The sequence below is a fragment of the Brachybacterium muris genome, from assembly GCF_016907455.1.
Classification (GTDB): Bacteria; Actinomycetota; Actinomycetes; order Actinomycetales; family Dermabacteraceae; genus Brachybacterium; species Brachybacterium muris.
Genome location: NZ_JAFBCB010000001.1, coordinates 416,948 through 437,839 on the forward strand (window position 1 = coordinate 416,948; position 20,892 = coordinate 437,839).

The following is a 20,892-nucleotide window of genomic DNA, read 5'->3' on the forward strand; positions in this document are numbered from 1 at the left end:
GGCACAGCACCCGCCCCTGGTCCTGGCGGCTCAGCAGAGCTGCAGGCGCAGAGAGCCAGTAGCCGCTAGAGGGTGGGGCTGCGAGAGTCGGTAGCCACGAGTGGCATGCCGGGAGGACGGAAAAGGTGTGCTGGGCGACTCAGAACGGAACGCATCTCAGGACCACGATCTGGTTCTGAGGTGCGTCCTGCTCCGATCACCAGGGACGCGGGTGTCATTTCCGCTCCACGTGTACCGTGGCGACTCTTCAGGGCGACCCGAAGCAGCGTGATGAATCCGCGGGGGTCGTCGAGATCTGCCCTTGTCAGGCGCAGCACCGTCCAGCCCAGTCCGAGCAGGTCGCTCTCACGCAGTCGCCCCTCATGGTGAGTACCGGTGTTGTCTGGCGAGTCGTTCCACAGGATCGCGATCCTTCTGTCCGGATAGGCATAGTCGACCATGACGGTGATCCCCGGGATCGTCGTCTCCACGGACAGGCAGGTGACCGGATCAGGCAGACCATTCGACCGGAACAGCAGGCGGATGCGTGTGTGGTCAGTGGTCGGCACCTCCGGCTCCGCACGCCACAGGGCTCTGCGCAGGCGTTCCTTCCCCGTCGTCGCGGCGGAGAGCATGACCGACCGCCAGATCTGCTCGCGCGTCTGCTGCCGATGTGCGGATGCAGGTCCCAGAAGATGGTCGAGTGCGAGGACCATCTCCTCGGTGGTGAGCATGGTCGCCAGGCCGCACAGGGTGGTCGTCATGTCCACCATGGGGAGCGGTTCGCCTTCGGCGCGGACGAGCACGCCCGATCGGTGCACTCTCACCTGCGGTCCCGCGCGCCGACGATCCCGGGAAGGAACCGTTACATGCAGATCATCGCCAGGCACGTACTGGTGGTGATGGGGGAGGGGAAGTCCGCACAGCTCGGCAGCAGTGGTGTGGCTGAGCAGTGCACCGGGCAATCGTTTGTCCACCAGCTCCCGTGCGACGACGCGGAGAGGTGCAGGGGCTTGCGCGCGCGTCACGTACCCGCTGAAGACGTCGGTGAACTCCGTGGAGGCGAGCCGACGCGAGTGCACACCGCGCGCCCGCAACTCGGCCCTGCTCGACACAGTGCCGGCGGCGAGTACGGATCGAGGGGCCATGCGGGTGACACTACGGTGCCCGGGCGCGGCGTGCATGGGGAGGAACCTGGATGTGGACGCGGATCCATTCGCGGGGCTGGACCTAAACGCGTATCCAACCGCGGGGCTGGATCTGGGCCCGGATGCGGTCGGGGGTCGGATCAGGCTGTGGACTCGGGTGGGGTTGAGGATTCTGCCGGGGTCCCGGATGTGAGGTCATTGCCCTGACCTGCGGCAACACAGAGCGGGACGCATCCTGGAACCACTTCTGGTTCTGAGATGCGTCCCGCTCTCAGTCTGTGCGCAGGTGCCGTGGCCAGCTTGTTCGTGCGTGCCCGATCAGCGGAACCGGGGCCCACACGACTGGAACCGGGCACCGGCGCTCGGCGGTCCCGCCCCCAGGATCAGCGAGCGGTGCCTGTGATCAGCGGGCGGTGCCTGTGATCAGCGGGCGGTGCCGTCGACCGCATACTCGTCGATCCGGCGCAGCTGAGTATTCGTAGTCGTGGGAGCCACCGAATCTTGCTCTTGGGGACCGCCGATCGTGCCGACGGGGGCCAGTAGCCGCCGCGGTGGGGACCACTGGCTCCCGCCGGCATCGGGTCACTGGGGCAGTGCGGTGTGTTCTCGCATGTTCCTGTCGCCGGTGTCGATCCAGATTGTGTTGTGCACGATGCGGTCCATGATCGCATCGGCGTGGACTGCTCCACCGAGCCGGGCGTGCCAGTCCTTCTTCGGGTACTGGGTGCAGAACACGGTCGAGCCGGTGTCATAGCGGCGCTCGAGCAGTTCCAGCAGCATCGAACGCATTCCCTCGTCAGGATGGTCCAGCAGCCACTCGTCGATCACCAGCAGCGAGAACGTGGAGTACTTCCGCAGGAACTTCGTCTGGCCCTGCGGCTTGTCCTTTGCCAGGGCCCAGGCCTCTTCGAGGTCGGGCATTCGGATGTAGTGGGCTCGGAGCCGGTGCTGGCAGGCCTGCTTCGCCAGCGCGCAGCCGAGGTAGGACTTCCCTGAGCCGGTGAAGCCCTGGAAGACCACGTTCTGTTGCCGCTGGATGAAGGAGCAGGTTGCCAGTTGCGCGATCACGTTCCGGTTCAGTCCCCGTTCCTCGACCAGATCCAGCCGCCGCAGGTCCGCTCCGGGATAACGCAGCCCCGCCCGGCGGATCAGACCCTCGACCTTTCCATGATTGAAGATGGAATGCGCCTCGTCCACGATCAGCTGGAGCCGTTCCTGGAACGACATCCCCAGCACGTGAGCCTCATCCTGGGCATCGATCGCGTCCAGCAGCGCGGTCGCGCCCATCTCGCGCAGCTTCCGCTTCGTGTCGTTATCGATCACGCTCACCGGACACCTCCGGCGTAGTAGTCGGCGCCACGGACGTATCCGCCGTCTTCCGCGGGTTCCTCGCGGGGTGGACGCAGGGCGGCGACCTTGTCCTGCCCGGTGGCCAAGATCGGGTGCAGATGCGCATAGCGCGGTGAACGGACCCGTCCCGTCAGCGCGAGTGCGCAGGCCGCCTCGACCCGATCTACGGAGAAGCGGCGAGAGAGCCGTAGCACCGCCAACGCGGGATCCAGGCCCTGTTCCACGATCGGCACGGACTCGAAGATCCGCTGGATCACGATCACCGTGGCCGGCCCGACCCGATCTGCCCACGCCCGCACCCTCTGCGCGTCCCAGGCCTGGAAACGCTCGCCCGCAGGTAGGTCCGCGTCGTTGGTGCGGTACTCATTGCTCGCGGTCTCCGGGAGCAGCAGGTGACTGGTCAGTCGCTGGCTGCCCTGATAGATCTCCAGCGTCCGGGCCGTGATGCGCAGATCGACCTTCGCGCCGATGTGCGCGAACGGCGCGGAGTAGAAGTTCCGCGCGAACGTGACGTGCCCGTTCCTGCCCACTCGTCGTCCGTAGTGCCATGTCGAGATCTCGTAGGGCACCGCCGGCAGCGGCGTCAGCAGCGGCCGCTCCTCCGCGTCGAACACGCTGGCGCGGGATCCGGGCCGCTTCTGGAACGGCTCCGCGTTATAGGCCTCCATCCGCTGCCCGATGGCGGCTGCAAGTTCGGGCAGGGACGTGAATCGCTGATCCCGCAGCCCGGCGATGACCCAGGTCGCGACGTGCGCGACGGTGTTCTCCACGCTCGCCTTGTCTTTCGGTTTCCGCACCCTCCCCGGGAGCACCGCCGCCGAGTAATGCGCTGCCATCTCGCGATACGCATCGTTCAGGACGATCTCGCCCTCGCGGGGGTGCTTCACCACACCGGTCTTGAGGTTGTCCGGAACGATCCTCGGGACCGTCCCGCCCAGCGCCTCGAACATCGCTACGTGCGCTCGCAGCCAGGACTCCTGGCGCATATCCAGCGCCGGGAAGCAGAACGCGTAACGAGAAAAAGGCAGGCAGGCAACGAACAAGAACACCTTCGAGACCTCGCCGGTGACCGGATCGGCCAGCTCCATCGTGGGGCCGGACCAGTCGACCTCCACGCTCTGGCCGGCCTTGTGACCGACTCTCGAAGCGGCACCGGTGACCATGACGTGGTGCTGGTAGGTGCGGCAAAACCGGTCATACCCCATCGCCGGATCCCCAGCCGCCGTGGTCGCGTCGAAGTACTCGCCGTGCAACAGCTTCAGCGTCACGCCGACCCTGGCCATCTCTCGATGGACCTGTTCCCAGTCCGGCTGTGCGAACACGCTCTCGTGCTCGCCCCGGCCCGGGAACAACCGGGCATACACCTGCTCATCGGCGACGTCCGCGATATCGCCCCACCCGATCCCTGCAGCGTCAGCGGCCTCGAACACCGCCCTCACGGACTTGCGGGACATGCCCTGCGAGGACGAAATCGCTCGCCCCGACAGACCTTCTGCGCGCAGCTGGAGCACCAGCTTCGCCCTGATCTTCCGTACCATTCCAGATTGCTCCTTCCGCCGCGTGCCCTATACACACGGCGGAAGGAGCGTAGACAGAGCGGCCCCAACGACACCACTGGTGGTCCCGAACGACGCCACCGCTACGGCAGCGACGTGGCACCCGAACCCTCGATCAGCGGACCCCAGCGAGGCGAATATTCACAGCTCCTCAGCGGTGAAGTCGAGCTTCTTCAGGGTGTCGATGTTCTGCTCGAGCTGGTGGACGGAGGAAGCACCCACCAGCGCCGTGGACACCTGCGGATGCCGCAGTGCCCACGCGAGCGCCATCTGCGCCAGGCTCTGGCCGCGGTCGTGGGCGATCTCCGACAGGCCCCGCACCCGCTGCTGGTACTTCGGGTCGTTGACCTGCTTCACGCTCAGCGACGGCGAGGAGCTGCCGGCGCGTGAGGTCTGCGGGACGCCCGACATGTAGCGGTTGGTGAGCAGACCCTGCTGAAGGGGCGAGAACGCCGCCAGGCCCACGCCCAGCTCGTCCACCGTTTCCAGCAGGCCGTTCTCGATGTGACGGTTGAACATCGAGTAGGACGGCTGGTGGATCAGCAGAGGGGTGCCGAGGTCCTCGAGGATCCGTGCGGCGAGCCTGGTCTTCTCCGGCGAGTAGTTCGAGATGCCCGCGTACAGGGCCTTCCCGGAGCGCACCGCGTGGGCAAGGGCCCCCATGGTCTCCTCGAGCGGGGTGTCCGGGTCCTCGCGGTGGTGGTAGAAGATGTCCACGTAGTCCAGGCCCAGGCGCCCAAGGGACTGGTCCAGCGAGCTCAGCAGGTACTTCCGCGAGCCGCCGTCGCCGTAGGGGCCGTCCCACATCTGGTAGCCGGCCTTGGTGGAGATCACCATCTCGTCCCGGAGGCTTCCGAAGTCCTTCTCCAGGATGCGACCGAAATGGGTCTCGGCACTTCCCGGGGGAGGTCCGTAGTTGTTGGCGAGGTCGAAGTGGGTCACACCCAGGTCGAAGGCGCGTCGCACGATGGTTCGCAGCGTCAGGGGGTCACGGCTCTCACCGAAGTTCTGCCACAGGCCCAGGGAGATCGGCGGCAGGTGCAGACCGGACCGGCCCACGCGACGGTACGGGGTGTTGTCGAAGCGGTAGGCGGCAGGGGAGTAAGCGTCGATGCTCATGGGCTCAGCCTATCCCGTGGCGCAGCCCCCGTGAGGGACGAACGACGCAGGTCAGGGGCGCGCAGATCCCACCAGTGGGCGCTGCATCGACTCCATCCGCAGCTGCGGATCGATCAGGAGTGAGGGATCCGCGGGGAACGGCAGCGTGGTCCCGGTGGCCCGGAAACCGCGTCGCTCGTACCAGGCGCGCAGTTCGGGGCGGTTCTGCAGCACGCACAGTTCGAGGATGCGCACCCCTTCGCTCGCGCGCCAGGCAGCATGCTCCTCCAGCAGGAACCGGCCCACGCCCCTGCCCTGTGCGGAGGGATCCACGGCGAACAGGCCCAGCTCCGCGCGGGTGGGATCCGCCGCGTCCCGGCGGGTGTAGCAGCAGCCCAGCAGCCGAGCCTGCCCGGTCGTCTCCTGGGCCGCCCCGCCCGGGGCGCCGGCCGGGGGCAGATCGCGGGCCGCAGGCTCCTCGGCCACCAGGAGCAGCACGGAGGAATCCTCGAGCATCCCTCGCACCTCGGCCTCGTCGGCACGGTGCCCGTGCACCAGATGCGCTTCCGTGGTCCAGCCGCCCTCGCCGCGATACGCCGCCTGCACGATCCGCAGCAGCGCAGGCACATCTGTGTCCCGGGCCGTTCTGACCTGCAGGGGGAGATCGTTCACCGGCACCGGCACCGGCACCGGCACGGGCACCGGCGCGGGGAGAGGAGGGGACGGGCGATCCATCACCGCGGGCGAGTGGCCTTCAGCAGACCGATCCGCTGCAGCTTCGACAGCAGCCCGTGCCCGTCAGGGGCCTGGACGTTCGGGGGCACGGTGTCCTCCTCGCCCGGATCCTCCAGGGGCTTGGTCGTACCGTGGGCCAGCAGCTGCTCGGACTCGGTGAGCTGGCGGATCGCGATCGCCTCCACGTTTTCCGGGCGCCGCTCGGCGAAGCCCGCGTAGATCGACGGATCGTGCTGGCCGTCGTCCCCGACGAGCAGCCACTTCACACCGGGCAGGAAGGTGGCGAGCTGCTCGAGCGTGCGCTCCTTGTGCTCCCTGCCGGAGCGGAAGATGCCGGTGTTGGTGGGCCCCCAGTCGGTCAGCAGCAGCGGACCGTCCGGGTAGCCGTTCTTGTACAGGAACCTCTTGAGCACCGGGTACACGTTCCAAGCGCCGGTGGACAGGTACAGCACCGGGCTGCCGGGGTATTCCCGCATGATGCGCTGGTACAGCATCGGCATGCCCGGCACCACCTTGCGCGAGGACTGGTGCACCACGAAGGCGTTCCAGAATGCCAGCATCGGCCGCGGCAGCCAGGTCACCATCACGGTGTCATCGATGTCGCTGACCACGCCGAAGTGCGACTCGGTGTCGAACACCGTCACATCGGCCGTGACCTCGTTGCCCGGAACGGTCCACACCACGGCGGAATGCTGGCCGGCGGGCAGGTCCACATCCACCCGGGCGTCGACGATCCCGGTGCGGTCGGCCCGCAGGGAGAACTCCTTGCCGCCCAGGGAGATGTGCACCGTGCGGTTCGGTGCCACCTGCCCGGTGAAGTTGCGCCAACCGCGCACGGCCATGGTGCGCATGTCGTGCACGGGCTGGTCGTAGTAGTCGGCCGGGGTGCCCTTGGTGGCGTACATCACCTTGGCCAGCACGCGCACGTGCGAGGTGGTCCCGTAGCCGTGGAACGGCTGCAGGCGTAGGTCCCAGCCGAGGCCCCGCAGGACACCGCCGACGACCCGGTTCTTGACGTCCTCGATGCGTGCCGCCCAGTGCGGGCGGTCCACGGTGCTCAAAGCGTGCGCGCCATCTTGATCCACGCACCGTCCGGGTCGTCCTCGACGATCCGCCAGCGGTCCCCGGTGTCGCTGAAGCCGAGGCTCTCGTACACGGCCTGAGCGCCCTTGTTCGTGGGTCCCACGTAGAGGGTCACGGTCTCGGCGCCGTCCTCGCGGGCCCAGTCCAGCACGGCCTCACCGAGCGCCTGGGCGATGCCGGTCTTGCGCGAGGCGGGGGTGACCCACATGGCCTGCAGCTCGCGCTCGCTGTCGGGGGAGTCGGCCTCCTGGCGGGCGGCGACGACGCCCACGGGCTGACCGCCGTCGACGGCGAGGAACCAGGCCGCCTCGTGGACGCGCTGCTGCCACAGCGAGTCGTCGTAGGTCGATTCCTTGTCCCAGCTCTGCCCGAAGGCCGAGGGGTCGGTGCTGAGCGAGCGTAGGCGGATCTCGCGCACGAGCGACCAGTCGTCGTCGTGGGCGCGGATGATGTCGGCCATGGCTGACCTCCTGGGCCGTCGGTGTCCGGTACATGGGCGGCTTGCCCGCAGGGCCGGGGTGACCCCGCTTGCCTCCCGTCCGCATTGTACGGGCCGATCGAGTCACGGGGCACAGCGATGCGGGGACCTGACTGGTTCGTCCCGAGGCGGGGGGGAGGAAGCGACACCCCCGGCAGGCCTCGGAACTGACACAATGGATGAATGTCGACATTGCGCGTGCTCACAGTCTGCACCGGGAACATCTGTCGTTCCCCGGCGGCGGCCGTGATGCTGCGCGAAGCGGTGAGGGCAGAAGGCCTGGCAGACCTGGTCGAGGTGGGCTCGGCCGGCACCAGCTGGGATGCCGAGGGCCTGCCGATGGACGAGCGCACCATGTTCGCCCTGGAGCGGGCCGGCTACAAGCAGCCCTTCGAGCACACCGCCCGCACCGTGCACCTCTCCGAGCTCACCACCTGGGACATCGTGCTGGCGATGACCGCCCAGCACGTCAAGGACCTGCGAAGGATGCTCGAGCAGATCCCCGAGGGGCAGGCATCCCCGGAGGTGCTGCTGTGGAGGCTGTTCGACCCCGACACCCCCACCGACGCCGGCCAGGGCGATCTGGATGTCCCCGATCCCTGGTACGACGAGCAGGAGGCGTTCGACGAGACCGTGGCCGGCATGAAGCGCGCGGTGCCGTCGATCATGCTGCATGTGCGGCGCCGGCTCCGTGAGGGGCGCCCGTAGGAATCCGTTCGCCGATCCAGCCTGTCGGCTGGGGGATCAGTCCTCCGGTGTCGCGCTGTCGTCCCTGTCGATGGCGTCGTGGGCGTGACGGCTGCGCCACGTGGCCCCCACGAACCCGGCAGCGGTGAGGAAGCCGATGCCCAGCGCCACCATCAGCATCTGTCGGATGCGGCCGAAGGGGCCGCTCGAGTCCGAGGAGAAGGCGTGGATCAGCTGCGTGAGCGGTCCGCCCTCCGATGCAGCAGCGGGCCTGGCCGGGGTCTGGGCAGGAGCGGCATCGTCAGGGCCGTCACTGTCGTTGCCGGTCGTGGTGCCCACGGCTTCGTCGGATCCAGGGGTCTGAGGGGCCTCGGGGCTGGGCCCCGTGCTGGCCTGGGAGTCGGGCGCTGTGGTGCCGGGCTCGGAGGGCCTGGTTCCGGAGGCGTCCGGCGAGGAGGGGGAGGGCGATGCGGGTGATGCCTGCTCGTCCTCGACGGCGTCGGCTTCCGCCGCAGAATCCCCGGCTGCGCCGTCGGCCTCCTCGTCGTTCTCCGGCTCGGTCGCTGCGTCGTCGTCGGGGACGACTGTGGGGGTGGCATCCGCAGGAGACGGATCGACCGATGGTGCTGGCTCCGAGGGGGGCGCGCTCGGGGATGGGGGGGGAGGCGCCGAAGTCGATGGGGACGGGGTAGGGCTCGCCGAAGTCGATGGGGACGGGGTAGGGCTCGTCGAAGTCGATGGGGACGGGGTAGGGCTCGCCGAAGTCGATGGGGACGGGGTAGGGCTCGTCGAAGTCGATGGGGACGGGGTAGGGCTCGCCGAAGTCGATGGGGACGGGGTAGGGCTCGCCGAAGTCGATGGGGACGACGGAGAAGGACTCGCCGGGGTCGACGTAGAAGCAGTCGTGGTGGACCGTTCCGTTGTGGCTGTCGTGTCCTCCGTGCCCCTCACCGTGCCGGAGGGTGGGCCGCCCCCTGACTGCTCAACCGGTGGCTGGTCCGGATCTTTCCTGTCAGGATCCTCGACGGGGTGATCGTCGCCGTTGCCCAGGCCCGCTGTGCTGCCGTAGCCGACGGAGGGACTCTCCAAGGCGGTCTCCGTGCCGCTCTGTACGTCCTGTGGGGAGGGCGTGGCGGCAGCCGGAAGGGTGAGGGGGAGCGCGATCGCCACCGCGGCAGTGCATACGTAAAGTCGTGAATGCAGGTGCATGGACGCAGTACCCCCTTCCCTGCACGCTCCCGGGGAGAAGGAGCGCATGTGTCTCGGGTCCTGTGGTCCGGCCGGAAACTTTACCCTACGAGGTCTTTACCTTCGTCAACCAGGGTGACAACCCCACGCACGGCCGTGCAAGAGGTGTGTGCATGGCGCCACGTGAGGCGCGGATGACGTTCTCTTGACCTGCTCTCGACCCGTGCGGGGTGGGGCAGGGCTGCTCCACCCCGCCACTCAGGAGCTCAGGGCGTCGTCCACCAGGGCTTTCGCGGCGACCTGAACCTGGGCCAGGTGCTCATCACCGCGGAACGACTCCGCGTAGATCTTGTACACGTCCTCCGTGCCGGAGGGGCGTGCGGCGAACCATGCGGACTCGGTGGAGACCCGCAGGCCGCCGATCGCACCGCCCGCAGGTGCCTCGGTGATCGCAGCGGTGATCGGCTCCCCGGCCAGTTCGGTGGCCGTGACCTGATCGGCGCTGAGCGCCTTCAGCTTGGCCTTCTGCTCACGGTCGGCGGGGGCGTCGATGCGGGCATAGGAGCTCTGCCCGAACTCCTCCACCAGTTCCTCGTGCAACTGGCTGGGGGTGCGGCCGGTGACCGCGAGGATCTCCGAGGCCAGCAGGGCCAGGATGATGCCGTCCTTGTCGGTGGTCCACACCGACCCGTCCTTGCGCAGGAACGATGCGCCGGCGCTCTCCTCCCCACCGAAGCCCACGGAGGAGTCGATCAGGCCCGGCACGAACCACTTGAAGCCCACCGGCACCTCGAACAGCTCGCGCCCCAGGGAGGAGACGACCTGATCGATGAGGCGGGAGGACACCACCGTCTTGCCGACCTTCGCGCCGGCGGGCCAGTCGGGCCGGTGCGCGAACAGGTAGCGGATGGCGACGGCCAGGTAGTGGTTGGGGTTCATCAGGCCCGCGTCGGGGGTGACGATGCCGTGGCGGTCGGAGTCCGCGTCGTTGCCGGTGGCGATGTCGAAGTTGGAGCGCTGCTCCAGCAGCGAGGCCATCGACCAGGGGCTCGAGCAGTCCATCCGGATCTTGCCGTCGCGGTCCAGGGTCATGAACGAGAACTGGGGGTCCACCAACGGGTTGACCACGGTCAGGTCCAGATCGTGCAGCTCGCCGATGGTGGCCCAGTAGTCCACCGCGGCCCCGCCCAGGGGGTCGGCCCCGATGCGCACCCCGGCGCGGCGGATCGCCTCGATGTCCACCACGGTGGAGAGGTCCTCGACATAGGTGTGCAGGTAGTCGTGGCGGCCGGCGTCCTGCAGGGCCTTCTGGCGGCCGTGACGGCGCACCTCCCGAAGCCCCGAGGCCAGGATCTCGTTGGCGCGATCCGCGATCCACCCGGTGGCATCGGAGTCGGCCGGGCCGCCGTGGGGCGGGTTGTACTTGAAGCCGCCGTCGCGAGGGGGGTTGTGGCTGGGGGTGACCACGATGCCGTCGGCTCGTGAGGGATCCTCGGCGCCCTTGTCGCGGTTGTGCACCAGGATCGCGTGGGAGATCGCCGGGGTGGGGGTGTAGCCGTCCATCGAGTCGACCAGGGCTCGCACCTCGTTGCCGGCCAGCACCTCGAGCGCGGTGTCGAAGGCGGGGCGGGACAGGGCATGGGTGTCGCGGCCGATGAACAGCGGACCGTGGATGCCCTGGGCGGCCCGGTACTCGACGATCGCCTGGGTGGTGGCGGCGATGTGGTCCTCGTTGAACTTGCCGTCCAGGGAGGATCCCCGGTGTCCGGAGGTGCCGAAGCTGACCGCCTGGTCCGGATCGGAGGGGTCGGGGTGGATGTCGTAGTACGCGTCGAGCAGCTCGTCGACGTCGACGAGGTCCTCGGTCTGTGCCTTCTGGCCTGCGCGGGGATGCATGTGCGGCGCTCCGTCCTCGGGTGGGGGTCCTGCCAGCCCACTGTAGGGGAGCAGGGGCCCCGCAGGGCACGCGAGGGCCGAGCGGTGAGACGGCGACGACGAGTGGCGCGGACGGGTCACGTGCGCGCCGGGCCCGGGTCAGTTCCGGGATCGCACCAGCTTCACGATCCCCACGATCACCAGCACCAGGCCCACCAGGCCGGCCAGGACACCGATCGCAGGACCGATCAGCATCGGGCCGGCGATGCCGAACAGGCTGTACGGCCCCAGGTACGCAGGGGCATCGGTGCCTTCGCAGCTCACCGTGACGGTGCTGTCGGCCAGGGCGGCCACGCCGATGGTCTGCTCATAGGACTGTCCGTCCCCGAGGGTGACCGTGCCCGAGGTGGGGGTCACCACCACGTCGTTGCTCTGCCCCGTCGACTCGGCGGTGCAGGTGGTGCCGGCGGCGTCCTCCGAGGGCACGTACACGATGATCATCTCGTTGGCGGCGATGCTCACCTCACCGGAGCCACCGTTCAGCACCTCCGGCCCGGTCATGGTGTCCGAGGCTAGGGAGCCGAAGGCCCACACCAGGCCACCGATGGTCACCAGCGGTGCCACCACCACCAGCAGGACCAGACCGATCACCAGCGGGATGATCCCGCGGCGGCGCTTCTTCGGCGGCTGGGCGTACCCCACGGGGCCCTGCTGGCCACCGGGGCCGTAGGCGGGAGCGTCGTGACCTGGAGCGCCCTGCCCGGGGGTGCCGTCACCGGGTGTGCCGTACCCGGAGCCACCCTGGGAGGGGTGCGCGGAGCTGCCCGGCTGAGCGCCGTACTGCTGCGAGTCGTGCTGCTGGGCGCCGTACTGCTGCGAGCCGTCCTGCGGGCTGCCACCGGCATCGGCGTACGGATCCTGCGGGGCAGGGCCCTCGCTGCCCGGGAGCGGACCGGGCAGCCCGTAGGTGGGGCGGCGGCTGCCGCTGGACGTGCCGTCGCGCTCGGACATGGGTGCTCCTTCGGTCGTGGGCCTGACCAGGATAGCCAGGTCGTGCTGTGTCCGCCGTGGGTGGCGGAGTGGGGAAGCGGGCACAGGCCGGTACCGGGCGGGGCTGATCCGAACCGTCAGGCCAGGCTGGTGGCGATGATGACCATCCCCACCGCCATCAGCCCGGTACCCAGGGGCGTCACCAGCCACGTGATCAGGACCCGCTGCACCACGTCCCATTTGATGTGGCGGGGTCCTCGGGCGAGGCCGGCCCCCACCACCCCGGAGGCCAGGGTGTGGGAGGTGGAGATCGGCGCGTGGATGCCCAGGGCCAGCGCCCCCATCACCACCACGGCCGAGCTCTCCGCCGCCAGGCCCTGTGCGGCCGACAGGTCGGTCATCCGTCGCCCGATGGTGCGGATGATCCGGTGCCCGCCCATCAGGGTGCCGGCGGCGATCGCCACGGCGATCGGCACCGCCAGCGCCAGGGTGAGCGTGGCATCGAACCCGGCCGAGGCCGCCGCCACCATCACCAGCGCCACAGGCAGCCGCACGTCGGCCATCCCGTGCCCGGTGGCCACGGCGCCCGCGGAGATGGTCTGCGCGAAGCGGATGTGTCCCATGCGCAGCCGCTCCGAGCGCCCCAGGGCCAGCAGGCCCTGCATCGTCAGGTAGCTCAGGGCCGCAGCCATCACCGGACCCAGCAGGGTGGGGATCAGCACCAGCGCCGCCACCCGCTCCAGCGATGCTCCCATCCCCAGTGCCAGGTACGAACCGGCAACGCCACCGTAGAAGGCGTGCCACGTGGAGGAGGGCATCCCGTACCACCAGGTGCCCACCTCCCACACCAGGGTGGACACCACGATCGCGATCAGCGCCAGCGCCAGGACGTTCGGGCGGTCGGCGGTTGCCGCCTGCATCTCCTCCAGGCCCAGCAGGCGCAGCGCCCACTGCGAGGTCAGGGTGAGCATCAGCACCGCCAGCAGGGCGCCAAGCAGGTTCAGCACCGAGGCCAGCGCCAGAGCGGTGGATTCCCGCAGCGAACGGGTAGCGATCGCGGTGGAGACGGCGTTGGAGGCATCGTGGAAGCCGTTGACGTAGGCCATCACCAGGACCACGGCGACCACCAGGACCAGCAGTCCGATCGACACTCAGGCGTCCTTGACCCGCAGCAGGTCCGCGAACCGGGCGGTGCGCTCCTGCAGCTCGATGGTGCGTGCGATCGCAGTGGTGACGTCACGGAAGGCCAGCAGCTCCGAGGAGGCGCCACCGCGGCGGTACAGCTCGGCCAGGGCCTGGCGCACCAGTCGGTCGCCCTGGCGGCGGACCTTGCGCACCTGCGTGTAGTAGTCGTCCAGGTCCCGCACCTGGTTCAGCGACCAGGTGGCCACCAGGGTCAGCTCGGCGGCGCGCTCGATGCCCTTGGCGGCCTCCAGCAGCGGCGTGGGCAGCGTGCCCACCCGGGTGAGCACCAGCAGCTCGGAGGTGTGCTCGAGGGAATCGACGGTGTCGGCGATGGTGAGCGCGAAGTCGTACAGGATCTCCGCCTCGTACGGCGTGATCAGGGATTCGGCCAGGCGGTTCGCCACCCGGCCGCACAGCTCGGTGGCGCGGGTGGCGTTCTCGTGCAGGACCGGCAGGATCCGCGTCCGTTCGCGGTAGCCGTGGCCCAGCAGGCGGGAGTGCGCATCCGCGGCCTGCACCAGGAGCTGCGCCAGTTCGCCGAACTGCCCGTACAGCGGACGCTCGACCCGGCGCGGGAAGAACAGGTCCACGCTCGCGTGCCTCCTCGTGGGGGAACGGGCGGCACTCTCCAGCCGCACCTGGGAGCCGATGACAGTTGTGATGCGCCGGACCGGGATGCGCCTGTCGGCGCGAAGGCCGCTCGAAGCGGCAGATGCTGGAGCCCGGGGCAACCGCGGCCCGGCGCGCTAGTCATCGTAGAGCACGGCGCCGCGGGGGTGCCAGCGCCGACGGCAGGGCTGATCTCACACCCCTGCGGACGACCGCCACGGCTCCCGTCCGCTCACTCCAGGGTGCCGGCCTCCGCCTGGTGCCCGGCTGCGGTCAGGGCCTCCCCGGTGCTGAGCAGCCGCTCTGCCTGCACCATCATCCGTGCCTGTTCGTCCTCGTCCACATCCTCCCGGTCGGCGAGGTGCGCGGTGCCGTGGGCTGCGACCGTGGCCACCGCCCCGGCGCGTACCAGTGCCAGGGACAGGTCCCCGGTGAAGGCCCCGCGCAGGATGTGGTCCATGGTGCGGCGCACCTGCTCGACGTCCGGCGGCTCGGCGAAGCCCGAGAGGTACCGCAGCCCGGGCACGGTGCGGGAGCCCTCACGGTAGCGGCGCACCACGTCGTCGCCATTGCGCTGGACCCAGGTGTGCAGCACGTAAAGCCGCCACAGGGCGCCCGGCAGGGTGGTCTCGGGGGAGGCCGACCACAGGGCTGCCAGGTCGCCCAGTCCTTCGGTCTCGACCAGGCCCACCACTCTCTCGACCACCTCGGGGTCCGCGCTGCGGTACACGCCGTTCAGCAGTGCCTGAGCGGAGTCGTGCGCCAGATCGGTGGAGGTGGCGGGATCGGGCTCGCCCGGGATCGCCTCGGCCACCGAGGCGAAGAGGGGAGCGGGCCTGCGGAAGCGGGGGCCGGTGGAGTCCATGCGTACGACTGTACGCAGGGTCTAGCCTGTGCCCATGTCGATCCCACGCCAACTCGGACCGCAGACCGAGCGCCGTGCCCTGCCGGACTACAGCCGCAGTGACGCGACCGTGGAGCGGATGGTCCGAAACCTGCAGGGATCGCGGGGGAGCAGCTCGCAGCCGATGGTGCGGGCACTGATGCCCGCCCACGCCACGCGCGACACCCTGATCCGCTCGATCGCTGCGGCGGTACTGCTGGGCGCCGCTGTGGCGATGATCGTGACCGGGGTGCTGCTGTGGGCCGGCCTGGAGGATGGCCGGTCGCCGGGCCTGGCGATGCTGATGGTGCTGCTGTCCCTGGGCGGTCTGGCGCTGATCCTCGGCTTGCTGGGGGTGCGGTTCGTGATCGCTGCTCTGGCGTCGGCCCGTGCCCGGGTGGAGGTGGGGGAGGCCGCACTGCGGGTGGTGGGCGTCCTGGGTGCCCGCACCGTCGACTGGGACGACGTGATCGCGATCGAGTCGCGCGTGGTGCATCCCGTGCACTGGCTCACCGCGGGCCTGCGCCTGCGTGATGGCAGCCGCGTGATCATGCCGGCGTTCGACCGGCCCCTGTGGGAGTACTCGACGCCGTCGGGCCAGGACATCCGCACCCTGCGCACCGAGCTTCACCAGCGGGAATCCGCACGGCGCACCCGGCGTTGAGCCCGAGGCGGCGCATGACCTGCGACGCATGACCAGACGTGCAGACCACCTGCACCCGATGCTGCCGGAGAGCCGGCAGGTGAAGGGGGATCCACCATGGAAGCCGTGATGATGACGCTCGGCTCCGGCTGGGTCAGCGGCGTCAGGCCGTACTTCATGATCTTCCTGCTGGGCCTCAGCGGCAGGCTGTTCGGCATCGAGCAGGTGCCCGAGGTGCTGCAGCGCACGGACCTGCTGGTGATCGCCGGGATCCTGCTGGTGGTGGACTTCGCGGCCGACAAGATCGCGTTCCTGGACTCCTTCTGGGACCAGCTGCACACGGTGATCCGGCCGATCGCCGGTGGCGCCATCGGATACCTGCTGGGCGGGGAGACCGACACCACCGCCGCCATCGTGATGGCGGTGCTGGGTGCCGCCACGGCCCTGGGGGCCCACGCCACCAAGGCCACTGCGAGAGCGGCGGTCAACGTGTCACCGGAACCGGTCTCCAACGCCCTGGTCTCCACCGGTGAGGACCTCGCCGCCGTGGCGGTGGGCGTGCTCACCCTGGTGTTGCCGGTCGTGGCAGGTATTCTCGCCCTGGCACTGGTGGGGGCGGGCCTCTACCTGGCCTATCGCATCCACCGTGCCTACCGGGATCTCAAGGGCAAGCTCGCCGAGGTGAGGGCCCGCCGTGCTGCTGGGGCCGAACCCGGGGTCTGACCCGGCGCGTCCCCGCGGTCGAAACGAAGGGCCGGCCCCCGCACAATGCGGGGCCGGCCCTTCGTGGTCGGAGCCGGTACTGGTGCGGCTCAGGCGGCCGGGGCCGAGGGGGCCTCGCTGACGCCGTCCTCCCACAGGCGACGGATGGCCTCGCGCACACCCTCGCGCGGCAGCTCCGAGACGCTGAGCACGCCGTTCTCGTCCAGCGGCAGATGGCCCACCTGCCAGCGGCCGTCCTCCTCGACATGGAACATCAGCGGCACCTTGGCAGACGGGTCCGCACCGTCGGTGCGACGCAAGGACACGGTGCGCTCCCGGCCCTCCGCCAGGAACGCGGAGACCACCTCGCCCACGGAGGCGGGGACCTGTGCGACATCCGGCAGCGCCGAGACGATGAAGGAGTCCAGCTCGTCCTGGGTGAGCATCAGGACGGCCTCGTTGGCCTTGATCACGAAGGCCATCCGCATGGCGTCACCCTCGGCCAGGGCGATGCCCATCCAGCGATCGGCGGCGGTGAGCGCGGTGGCGATCACCTGGCCCTCCTCGCCCAGCAGCCACTGGCCGTCGTCCGAGCGCTCCACCTTGCCGCGTGCCCGCAGCCCGGAGGTGACCGCGGCGGTCACGAACTCCTGGGCTTCCTCGGGGGCGCTGCGCAGGCCCACCTGCTCGCGGGTGATGGCACCCTGCGCCGTGGGGCGCAGGTTGAGCATGAAATCGATCTCGTACGCGGTGTAGATGGTGGGCTCGTCCTGGGCGTCGACACCGGTGGTGGTCTCGGTCATTGCTTCCCCTCATGGATGTGGCCCGGGTGCCGGATGCGCGCGGGCGTTCGTCGTCACCGGAAGCATGTCAGATCGAGGGCGGATGGTGCATCCCGCAGCCGCGGGCGGTGGACAGCCCGATCGGCCACCGGCACGACCCACGACGCGTGATCGTTCCCCACCGCGCACTACGCTGGTGCCATGGTGGAGCAGGTGATCGACGCAGGTGTGCTCCGCGCACCCCTGCCGTCCCGCGGTCCCTCCGGTGACAGCGCCCGGGCAGTGTTCGAGCAGATCCTGCGCCACGGCCCCCGCCCCCGTTCCGAGCTCGCCACCCTGCTGCAGCTCTCCGGCGCCACCCTCACCCGGGTCACGCGTGACCTGCTGGACGCCGGCCTGCTGCGGGAGATGCCCCCGGTGACCAGGGAACGAGGCCGCCCTCAGGAACCCCTGGACGTGGACGAGGACCACGCCCATTTCCTCGGCGTGAAGGTGACCGCCCAGGAGGTCTTCGCCGTGGTCACCACCATGCGCGGCAATCCCCATGAGGAGATCGCCGTCCCCGTGCGCTCCGCCGCCCCCGAGGACGTGATCGAGGCGGTGATCGCGCTGGCGGCACCGGTCCTGGCCGCGCACCCCAGGATCGCCGGGATCGGGGTGAGCCTGGGCGGCCGGGTCACCGGCGACGGTGTGGTGCTGTCCTCCTCCATGCTCGGCTGGGACACCCCCGTGCCGCTGGCCGAGCGCCTCACCGCGGCACTGGACCGGCCGGTCACGGTGGAGAACGACCTGATCGCGCTGCTCCAGGGAGTGCTGTGGTTCGGGATCGGCCGCCGCTACGACTCCTTCGTGCTGCTCACCATCGGTGCCGGTATCGCCACCGGCATCGTGCACGATGGTCGGGTCATGAAGGGGCGCACCCATCTGGCCGGCCTCACCCAGACCCTCCCCACCGCCACCCGCGACGGTCGCCATGTGCGGCTCGCCGAGGTGGCCGGAGGCCCCGCCCTCGTGGAACGGGCTCGCGCCACCGGGGCGATCGGCCCCGAGGGGGACCTCGCCGCACTGCTGGCCGCGCACGCCGCGGGGGTGCCTGCCGCCCTGGAACTGGGGGAGGAGGTCGCCCACGCCCTCGCCGTCTCCGCGGGTGCGCTGGTAGGAACGCTCGACCCGCAGGCGCTGCTGCTGGGAGGCGAGGCCATCGGCATGATCAGTGCCCCTGGCGACCGCGGCGAGCGGTTCCGGGCGCTGCTCGAGGGGCAGATCGCCCCGGTGCAGCGCGACATCGACGTGCGCCTGCTGTCCGAGGACTTCGACGAGTGGACGCGCGGCGCTGCCGTCACCGCGATCCAGCGCTTCGCCGCAGGCGTCTGAGCACCTGAACACCTGAGCACCTGGGCCGGGCACCGGGGCCCGTACCGCTGGGCGGGACGGGCCCCGGTGCTGCTCCGGCGGCGGTCAGTCGAACAGGGCGTTGACCCGGTCGTTGAACGAGAAGAAGTCCGCCCCGTCGATCTGCCGCATCCAGGCCTGGTCGAAGGCGGTCTGCATGATCTGCGCGATCGACGCGGAGTTCTCCACCAGCGGGTACAGGCCCGTCTCCCCGTTGGCGACCCGGTCGGTGTACGGCGTCACGTCCAGACCCATCTCGTCGTACCGGGCGATCGCAGCCTCGGTGCCGACGTCCGTCGCCGGGAAGAACGGGGCCCGTTCGCCGATCAGCTGCTGGGCCTCGTCCGAGGCCAAGAACGCGACCAGCCGTGCCGCCTCCTCCTTCTTCTCCGACTGCATCGAGATCGAATCGCCCAGCCCATTGAACATCGAGACGGGGTGACCCACGGGCCCTGCCGGCAGCGGCGCGATGCCCAGCTCCACGCCCTCGAGGTTGTTGAAAGTGGTGATCATCCACGACCCCACGATGGCCAGTGCCGAGGTTCCTCCCTGGATCTGCGCCTGGGCCGGGCTGGAGTCGCCGAACATCCCGAACGGGGGGAAGAAGCCCTTGTCGACCAGACCGAAGTACCAGTCGATCGCGGCCGCGAACCGTTCGTCGTCGTACTGGAAGCGGGTGCCCCAGGTGTCCTTGTCGGTGAAGGTCCACCCGGTGGACAGCGCGAACGGCGACCAACTGGTCTGCCCGGTGTAGTCCACGACGGGGTCGGCCGCCAGTCCGTAGCGCGCCACCGACGTCGGGTCGAAGCCGTCCTCGTCCCCGCGCACGCCGTTGGTGTCCACGGTGAGCCGGGCCAGCATCTGCTCGAAGGTGCCGCCGTCCTCGGGGTTCACTCCAGGCCCTCGAGGTCCTCGGGGGACAGCCCCTCCGCATCCAGCAGGCCCTTGTCGTACAGGATCGCGATGGTGTCGTAGTCCTTCGGCACCCCGTAGCGCTTGCCGTCCTGGCCCGTCCACAGTTCCTGCAGGCCCTCCTGGAACTGGCCGGGGTCGAGCTCGGCGATCGGACCCAGCCCGTCCAGCGGCGTGATGACGCCGAGTCGTACGAACTCGGGGAAGCGGGCGAGGTGGTCGGTGAAGGCGTCGGGCCCGGCCTCGGCCACGAAGCTGGCGGTGAGCTTGGTCCAGTAGTCGCCCCAGCCCATCTGGGTGATGCGCACGGTGATGTCCGGGTTCTTCTCCATGAACAGGTCGATGGCCGCGGAGTAGGCAGGCAGCTGCAGGGCGTCCCACAGCCAGTAGTCCAGTTCCACGCCGTCGCCGGTGGCGGAGGCCCCGCCGCAGGCGGCCAGGGTCCCGACGCCCGCCACCGAGGTGGCCAGGGCCGCGGAGCCGGTCAGGAGTCGGCGCCGGGAGAGGCCGGGACCTGCACCGGCGCCGGCGCGAGAGGCGGGGGCGGTGTGATCGGTGTGGATCGTGCGATCGGTGTGCTCGTTCATCTGGGGTGCCTCACTTGATCCCGCTGAAGCCGATGGAGTTCACGATCCGCTTGGCGAAGATCGCGAAGAGGATCAGGGCCGGTGCCGCAGCGACCAGGGTGGCCGCCATCAGCCCCGACCAGTCCGGGCCGGTGCCCGGTGCCTGAGCGCGGAAGACGCCGAGGGCGACGGTGAGCACCCGGGACTGATCGGTGTACGACACCATCAGCGACCAGAAGTACTCGTTCCACGCCGTCATGTACGTCAGCAGCGCCAGCGTCGCCAGCGGCGCCGATGCCATCGGCAGGATCAGGGTGAAGAACACCCGCACCTTGCTGGCGCCGTCGATCAGGGCTGCTTCCTCCACCTCGCGCGGGACGTTGTTGAAGAACTGCCGCAGGAAGAAGATCGCGAAGCTGGAGATGAACAGGGTGGGCAGCATGATGCCCAGCAGGGTGTCCACCAGGTTCAGGTTCTTGATCAGGATGAAGTTGGGCAGCAGGGTGAAGATCTGCGGGATCATCATCGAGGCCAGGAAGATCATGAACACGGTGTCGCGGCCCCGCCAGCGCAGGCGGGAGAACGCGTAGGCCGCCATCGCGCAGGAGAAGGTCTGCACCACGGTGATGGTGGTGGCCACGATCACCGAGTTCAGCAGGTACCGCCAGAAGTTGATGGAGGCGCCGGAGCCGCCCTGGGCCACGGCCTCCTCCACGCTCTGCTGGCCGAAGACCCGCTCGAAGCCACCCAGGTTCAACCCCACCGGCAGCAGGCTGGAGGGGTCCGTGGCAAGGGCGTTGTTGCTGGACAGTGCAGTGCGCAGCATCCAGTAGAAGGGGAACAGGGTGATGAACAGGAACACGATCATCACCGCCCACGCCAGCAGGCGGCCCCAGGAGAAGGGACGGCGACGTCGGCGCCGCTGAGGGGCGCCGGGGCTGTTGCCGCCGTCGCCTGCGCGGCCGGCAGGGACCGCGGTGTCGTCGCTGCGGGAGTCGATGCCGGTGGGTTCGGTGACCTCGTCGGTGACCGGGACGGGCTGTGTCGTCAT

Annotated in this window: 22 protein-coding genes; 4 read left to right on the top strand and 18 right to left on the bottom strand. The window is 69.6% G+C overall.

What is annotated here, in order from left to right; genetic code table 11:
• Positions 1-65: 65 nt before the first annotated feature.
• The 8 genes from JOD52_RS01870 to JOD52_RS01905 form a co-directional block, all read right to left on the bottom strand.
• The gene (locus JOD52_RS01870; RefSeq protein ID WP_204408625.1) at positions 66-1,127 is read right to left on the bottom strand and encodes a hypothetical protein; all 1,062 of its coding nucleotides are present in this window, start codon (positions 1,125-1,127) and stop codon (positions 66-68) included.
• 383 nt (positions 1,128-1,510) lie between these two features.
• A complete protein-coding gene (locus tag JOD52_RS01875; RefSeq protein ID WP_204408626.1) occupies positions 1,511-1,705 on the bottom strand; it encodes a hypothetical protein in 195 nt (64 codons plus the stop codon).
• Positions 1,706-1,709: 4 nt separating this feature from the next.
• Positions 1,710-2,456, bottom strand: coding sequence for an ATP-binding protein (locus JOD52_RS01880; protein ID WP_338124028.1), 747 nt, complete (start codon positions 2,454-2,456; stop codon positions 1,710-1,712).
• On the bottom strand, positions 2,453-4,015 hold the full coding sequence (gene istA, locus JOD52_RS01885; RefSeq protein ID WP_204408388.1) for an IS21 family transposase: 1,563 nt from the start codon (positions 4,013-4,015) through the stop codon (positions 2,453-2,455). The genes JOD52_RS01880 and istA overlap by 4 nt, the downstream gene beginning before the upstream one ends.
• A 159-nt stretch (positions 4,016-4,174) precedes the next feature.
• Positions 4,175-5,152, bottom strand: coding sequence for an aldo/keto reductase (locus JOD52_RS01890; RefSeq protein WP_204408627.1), 978 nt, complete (start codon positions 5,150-5,152; stop codon positions 4,175-4,177).
• 51 nt (positions 5,153-5,203) lie between these two features.
• The gene (locus JOD52_RS01895) at positions 5,204-5,803 is read right to left on the bottom strand and encodes a GNAT family N-acetyltransferase (RefSeq protein ID WP_259850603.1); all 600 of its coding nucleotides are present in this window, start codon (positions 5,801-5,803) and stop codon (positions 5,204-5,206) included.
• A 62-nt stretch (positions 5,804-5,865) separates the two neighbouring features.
• Entirely contained in the window at positions 5,866-6,918 is a 1,053-nt protein-coding gene (locus JOD52_RS01900; protein WP_150108537.1) for an App1 family protein, read from the bottom strand.
• Positions 6,919-6,923: 5 nt separating this feature from the next.
• Positions 6,924-7,409 carry a GNAT family N-acetyltransferase gene (locus tag JOD52_RS01905; protein WP_017824979.1) on the bottom strand — a complete coding sequence of 162 codons (486 nt, stop codon included), beginning with the start codon at positions 7,407-7,409 and terminating at the stop codon, positions 6,924-6,926.
• A 201-nt stretch (positions 7,410-7,610) separates the two neighbouring features.
• On the opposite strand from JOD52_RS01905, the gene JOD52_RS01910 reads away from it, so the two are divergent.
• Positions 7,611-8,135 carry a low molecular weight protein-tyrosine-phosphatase gene (locus JOD52_RS01910; RefSeq protein WP_031307523.1) on the top strand — a complete coding sequence of 175 codons (525 nt, stop codon included), beginning with the start codon at positions 7,611-7,613 and terminating at the stop codon, positions 8,133-8,135.
• Positions 8,136-8,171: 36 nt separating this feature from the next.
• Here the strand turns inward: JOD52_RS01910 and JOD52_RS01915 are convergent, their stop codons facing one another.
• The 6 genes from JOD52_RS01915 to JOD52_RS01940 all read right to left on the bottom strand — a co-directional run bounded on the left by JOD52_RS01915 (position 8,172) and on the right by JOD52_RS01940 (position 14,826).
• Entirely contained in the window at positions 8,172-8,453 is a 282-nt protein-coding gene (locus JOD52_RS01915; protein WP_204408629.1) for a hypothetical protein, read from the bottom strand.
• A 1,107-nt stretch (positions 8,454-9,560) separates the two neighbouring features.
• Positions 9,561-11,198, bottom strand: coding sequence for a phosphoglucomutase (alpha-D-glucose-1,6-bisphosphate-dependent) (gene pgm / locus JOD52_RS01920; RefSeq protein WP_204408630.1), 1,638 nt, complete (start codon positions 11,196-11,198; stop codon positions 9,561-9,563).
• A 138-nt stretch (positions 11,199-11,336) separates the two neighbouring features.
• Positions 11,337-12,188: a hypothetical protein gene (locus JOD52_RS01925; protein ID WP_204408631.1), complete on the bottom strand. Its 852-nt coding sequence runs from the start codon at positions 12,186-12,188 to the stop codon at positions 11,337-11,339.
• A 116-nt stretch (positions 12,189-12,304) separates the two neighbouring features.
• Positions 12,305-13,318 (bottom strand): inorganic phosphate transporter, encoded by a 1,014-nt coding sequence (locus JOD52_RS01930; RefSeq protein WP_204408632.1) that lies wholly within the window; start codon positions 13,316-13,318, stop codon positions 12,305-12,307.
• Positions 13,319-13,942 carry a DUF47 domain-containing protein gene (locus tag JOD52_RS01935; RefSeq protein ID WP_017824985.1) on the bottom strand — a complete coding sequence of 208 codons (624 nt, stop codon included), beginning with the start codon at positions 13,940-13,942 and terminating at the stop codon, positions 13,319-13,321.
• A gap of 251 nt (positions 13,943-14,193) precedes the next feature.
• Entirely contained in the window at positions 14,194-14,826 is a 633-nt protein-coding gene (locus JOD52_RS01940; protein ID WP_017824986.1) for a hypothetical protein, read from the bottom strand.
• Between the two features lie 34 nt (positions 14,827-14,860).
• Between JOD52_RS01940 and JOD52_RS01945 the strand changes: the two genes are divergently transcribed.
• Both JOD52_RS01945 and JOD52_RS01950 read left to right on the top strand, forming a co-directional pair.
• On the top strand, positions 14,861-15,508 hold the full coding sequence (locus JOD52_RS01945; protein WP_031307524.1) for a PH domain-containing protein: 648 nt from the start codon (positions 14,861-14,863) through the stop codon (positions 15,506-15,508).
• Between the two features lie 96 nt (positions 15,509-15,604).
• Positions 15,605-16,210: a DUF4126 domain-containing protein gene (locus JOD52_RS01950; protein WP_239551718.1), complete on the top strand. Its 606-nt coding sequence runs from the start codon at positions 15,605-15,607 to the stop codon at positions 16,208-16,210.
• 89 nt (positions 16,211-16,299) lie between these two features.
• On the opposite strand, the gene JOD52_RS01955 is transcribed toward JOD52_RS01950, so the two are convergent.
• Entirely contained in the window at positions 16,300-16,992 is a 693-nt protein-coding gene (locus tag JOD52_RS01955) for a hypothetical protein (RefSeq protein ID WP_204408633.1), read from the bottom strand.
• 180 nt (positions 16,993-17,172) lie between these two features.
• Between JOD52_RS01955 and JOD52_RS01960 the strand changes: the two genes are divergently transcribed.
• Entirely contained in the window at positions 17,173-18,345 is a 1,173-nt protein-coding gene (locus JOD52_RS01960; RefSeq protein WP_204408634.1) for an ROK family transcriptional regulator, read from the top strand.
• A gap of 84 nt (positions 18,346-18,429) precedes the next feature.
• On the opposite strand, the gene JOD52_RS16900 is transcribed toward JOD52_RS01960, so the two are convergent.
• Genes JOD52_RS16900 through JOD52_RS01970 form a run of 3 tightly spaced genes read right to left on the bottom strand, consistent with a single transcriptional unit; the run spans position 18,430 to position 20,892 of the window.
• Entirely contained in the window at positions 18,430-19,257 is an 828-nt protein-coding gene (locus tag JOD52_RS16900; RefSeq protein WP_338124037.1) for an extracellular solute-binding protein, read from the bottom strand.
• A complete protein-coding gene (locus tag JOD52_RS16905) occupies positions 19,254-19,862 on the bottom strand; it encodes an ABC transporter substrate-binding protein (RefSeq protein WP_239551720.1) in 609 nt (202 codons plus the stop codon). The genes JOD52_RS16900 and JOD52_RS16905 overlap by 4 nt, the downstream gene beginning before the upstream one ends.
• A 10-nt stretch (positions 19,863-19,872) precedes the next feature.
• On the bottom strand, positions 19,873-20,892 hold the full coding sequence (locus tag JOD52_RS01970) for a carbohydrate ABC transporter permease (protein WP_239551722.1): 1,020 nt from the start codon (positions 20,890-20,892) through the stop codon (positions 19,873-19,875).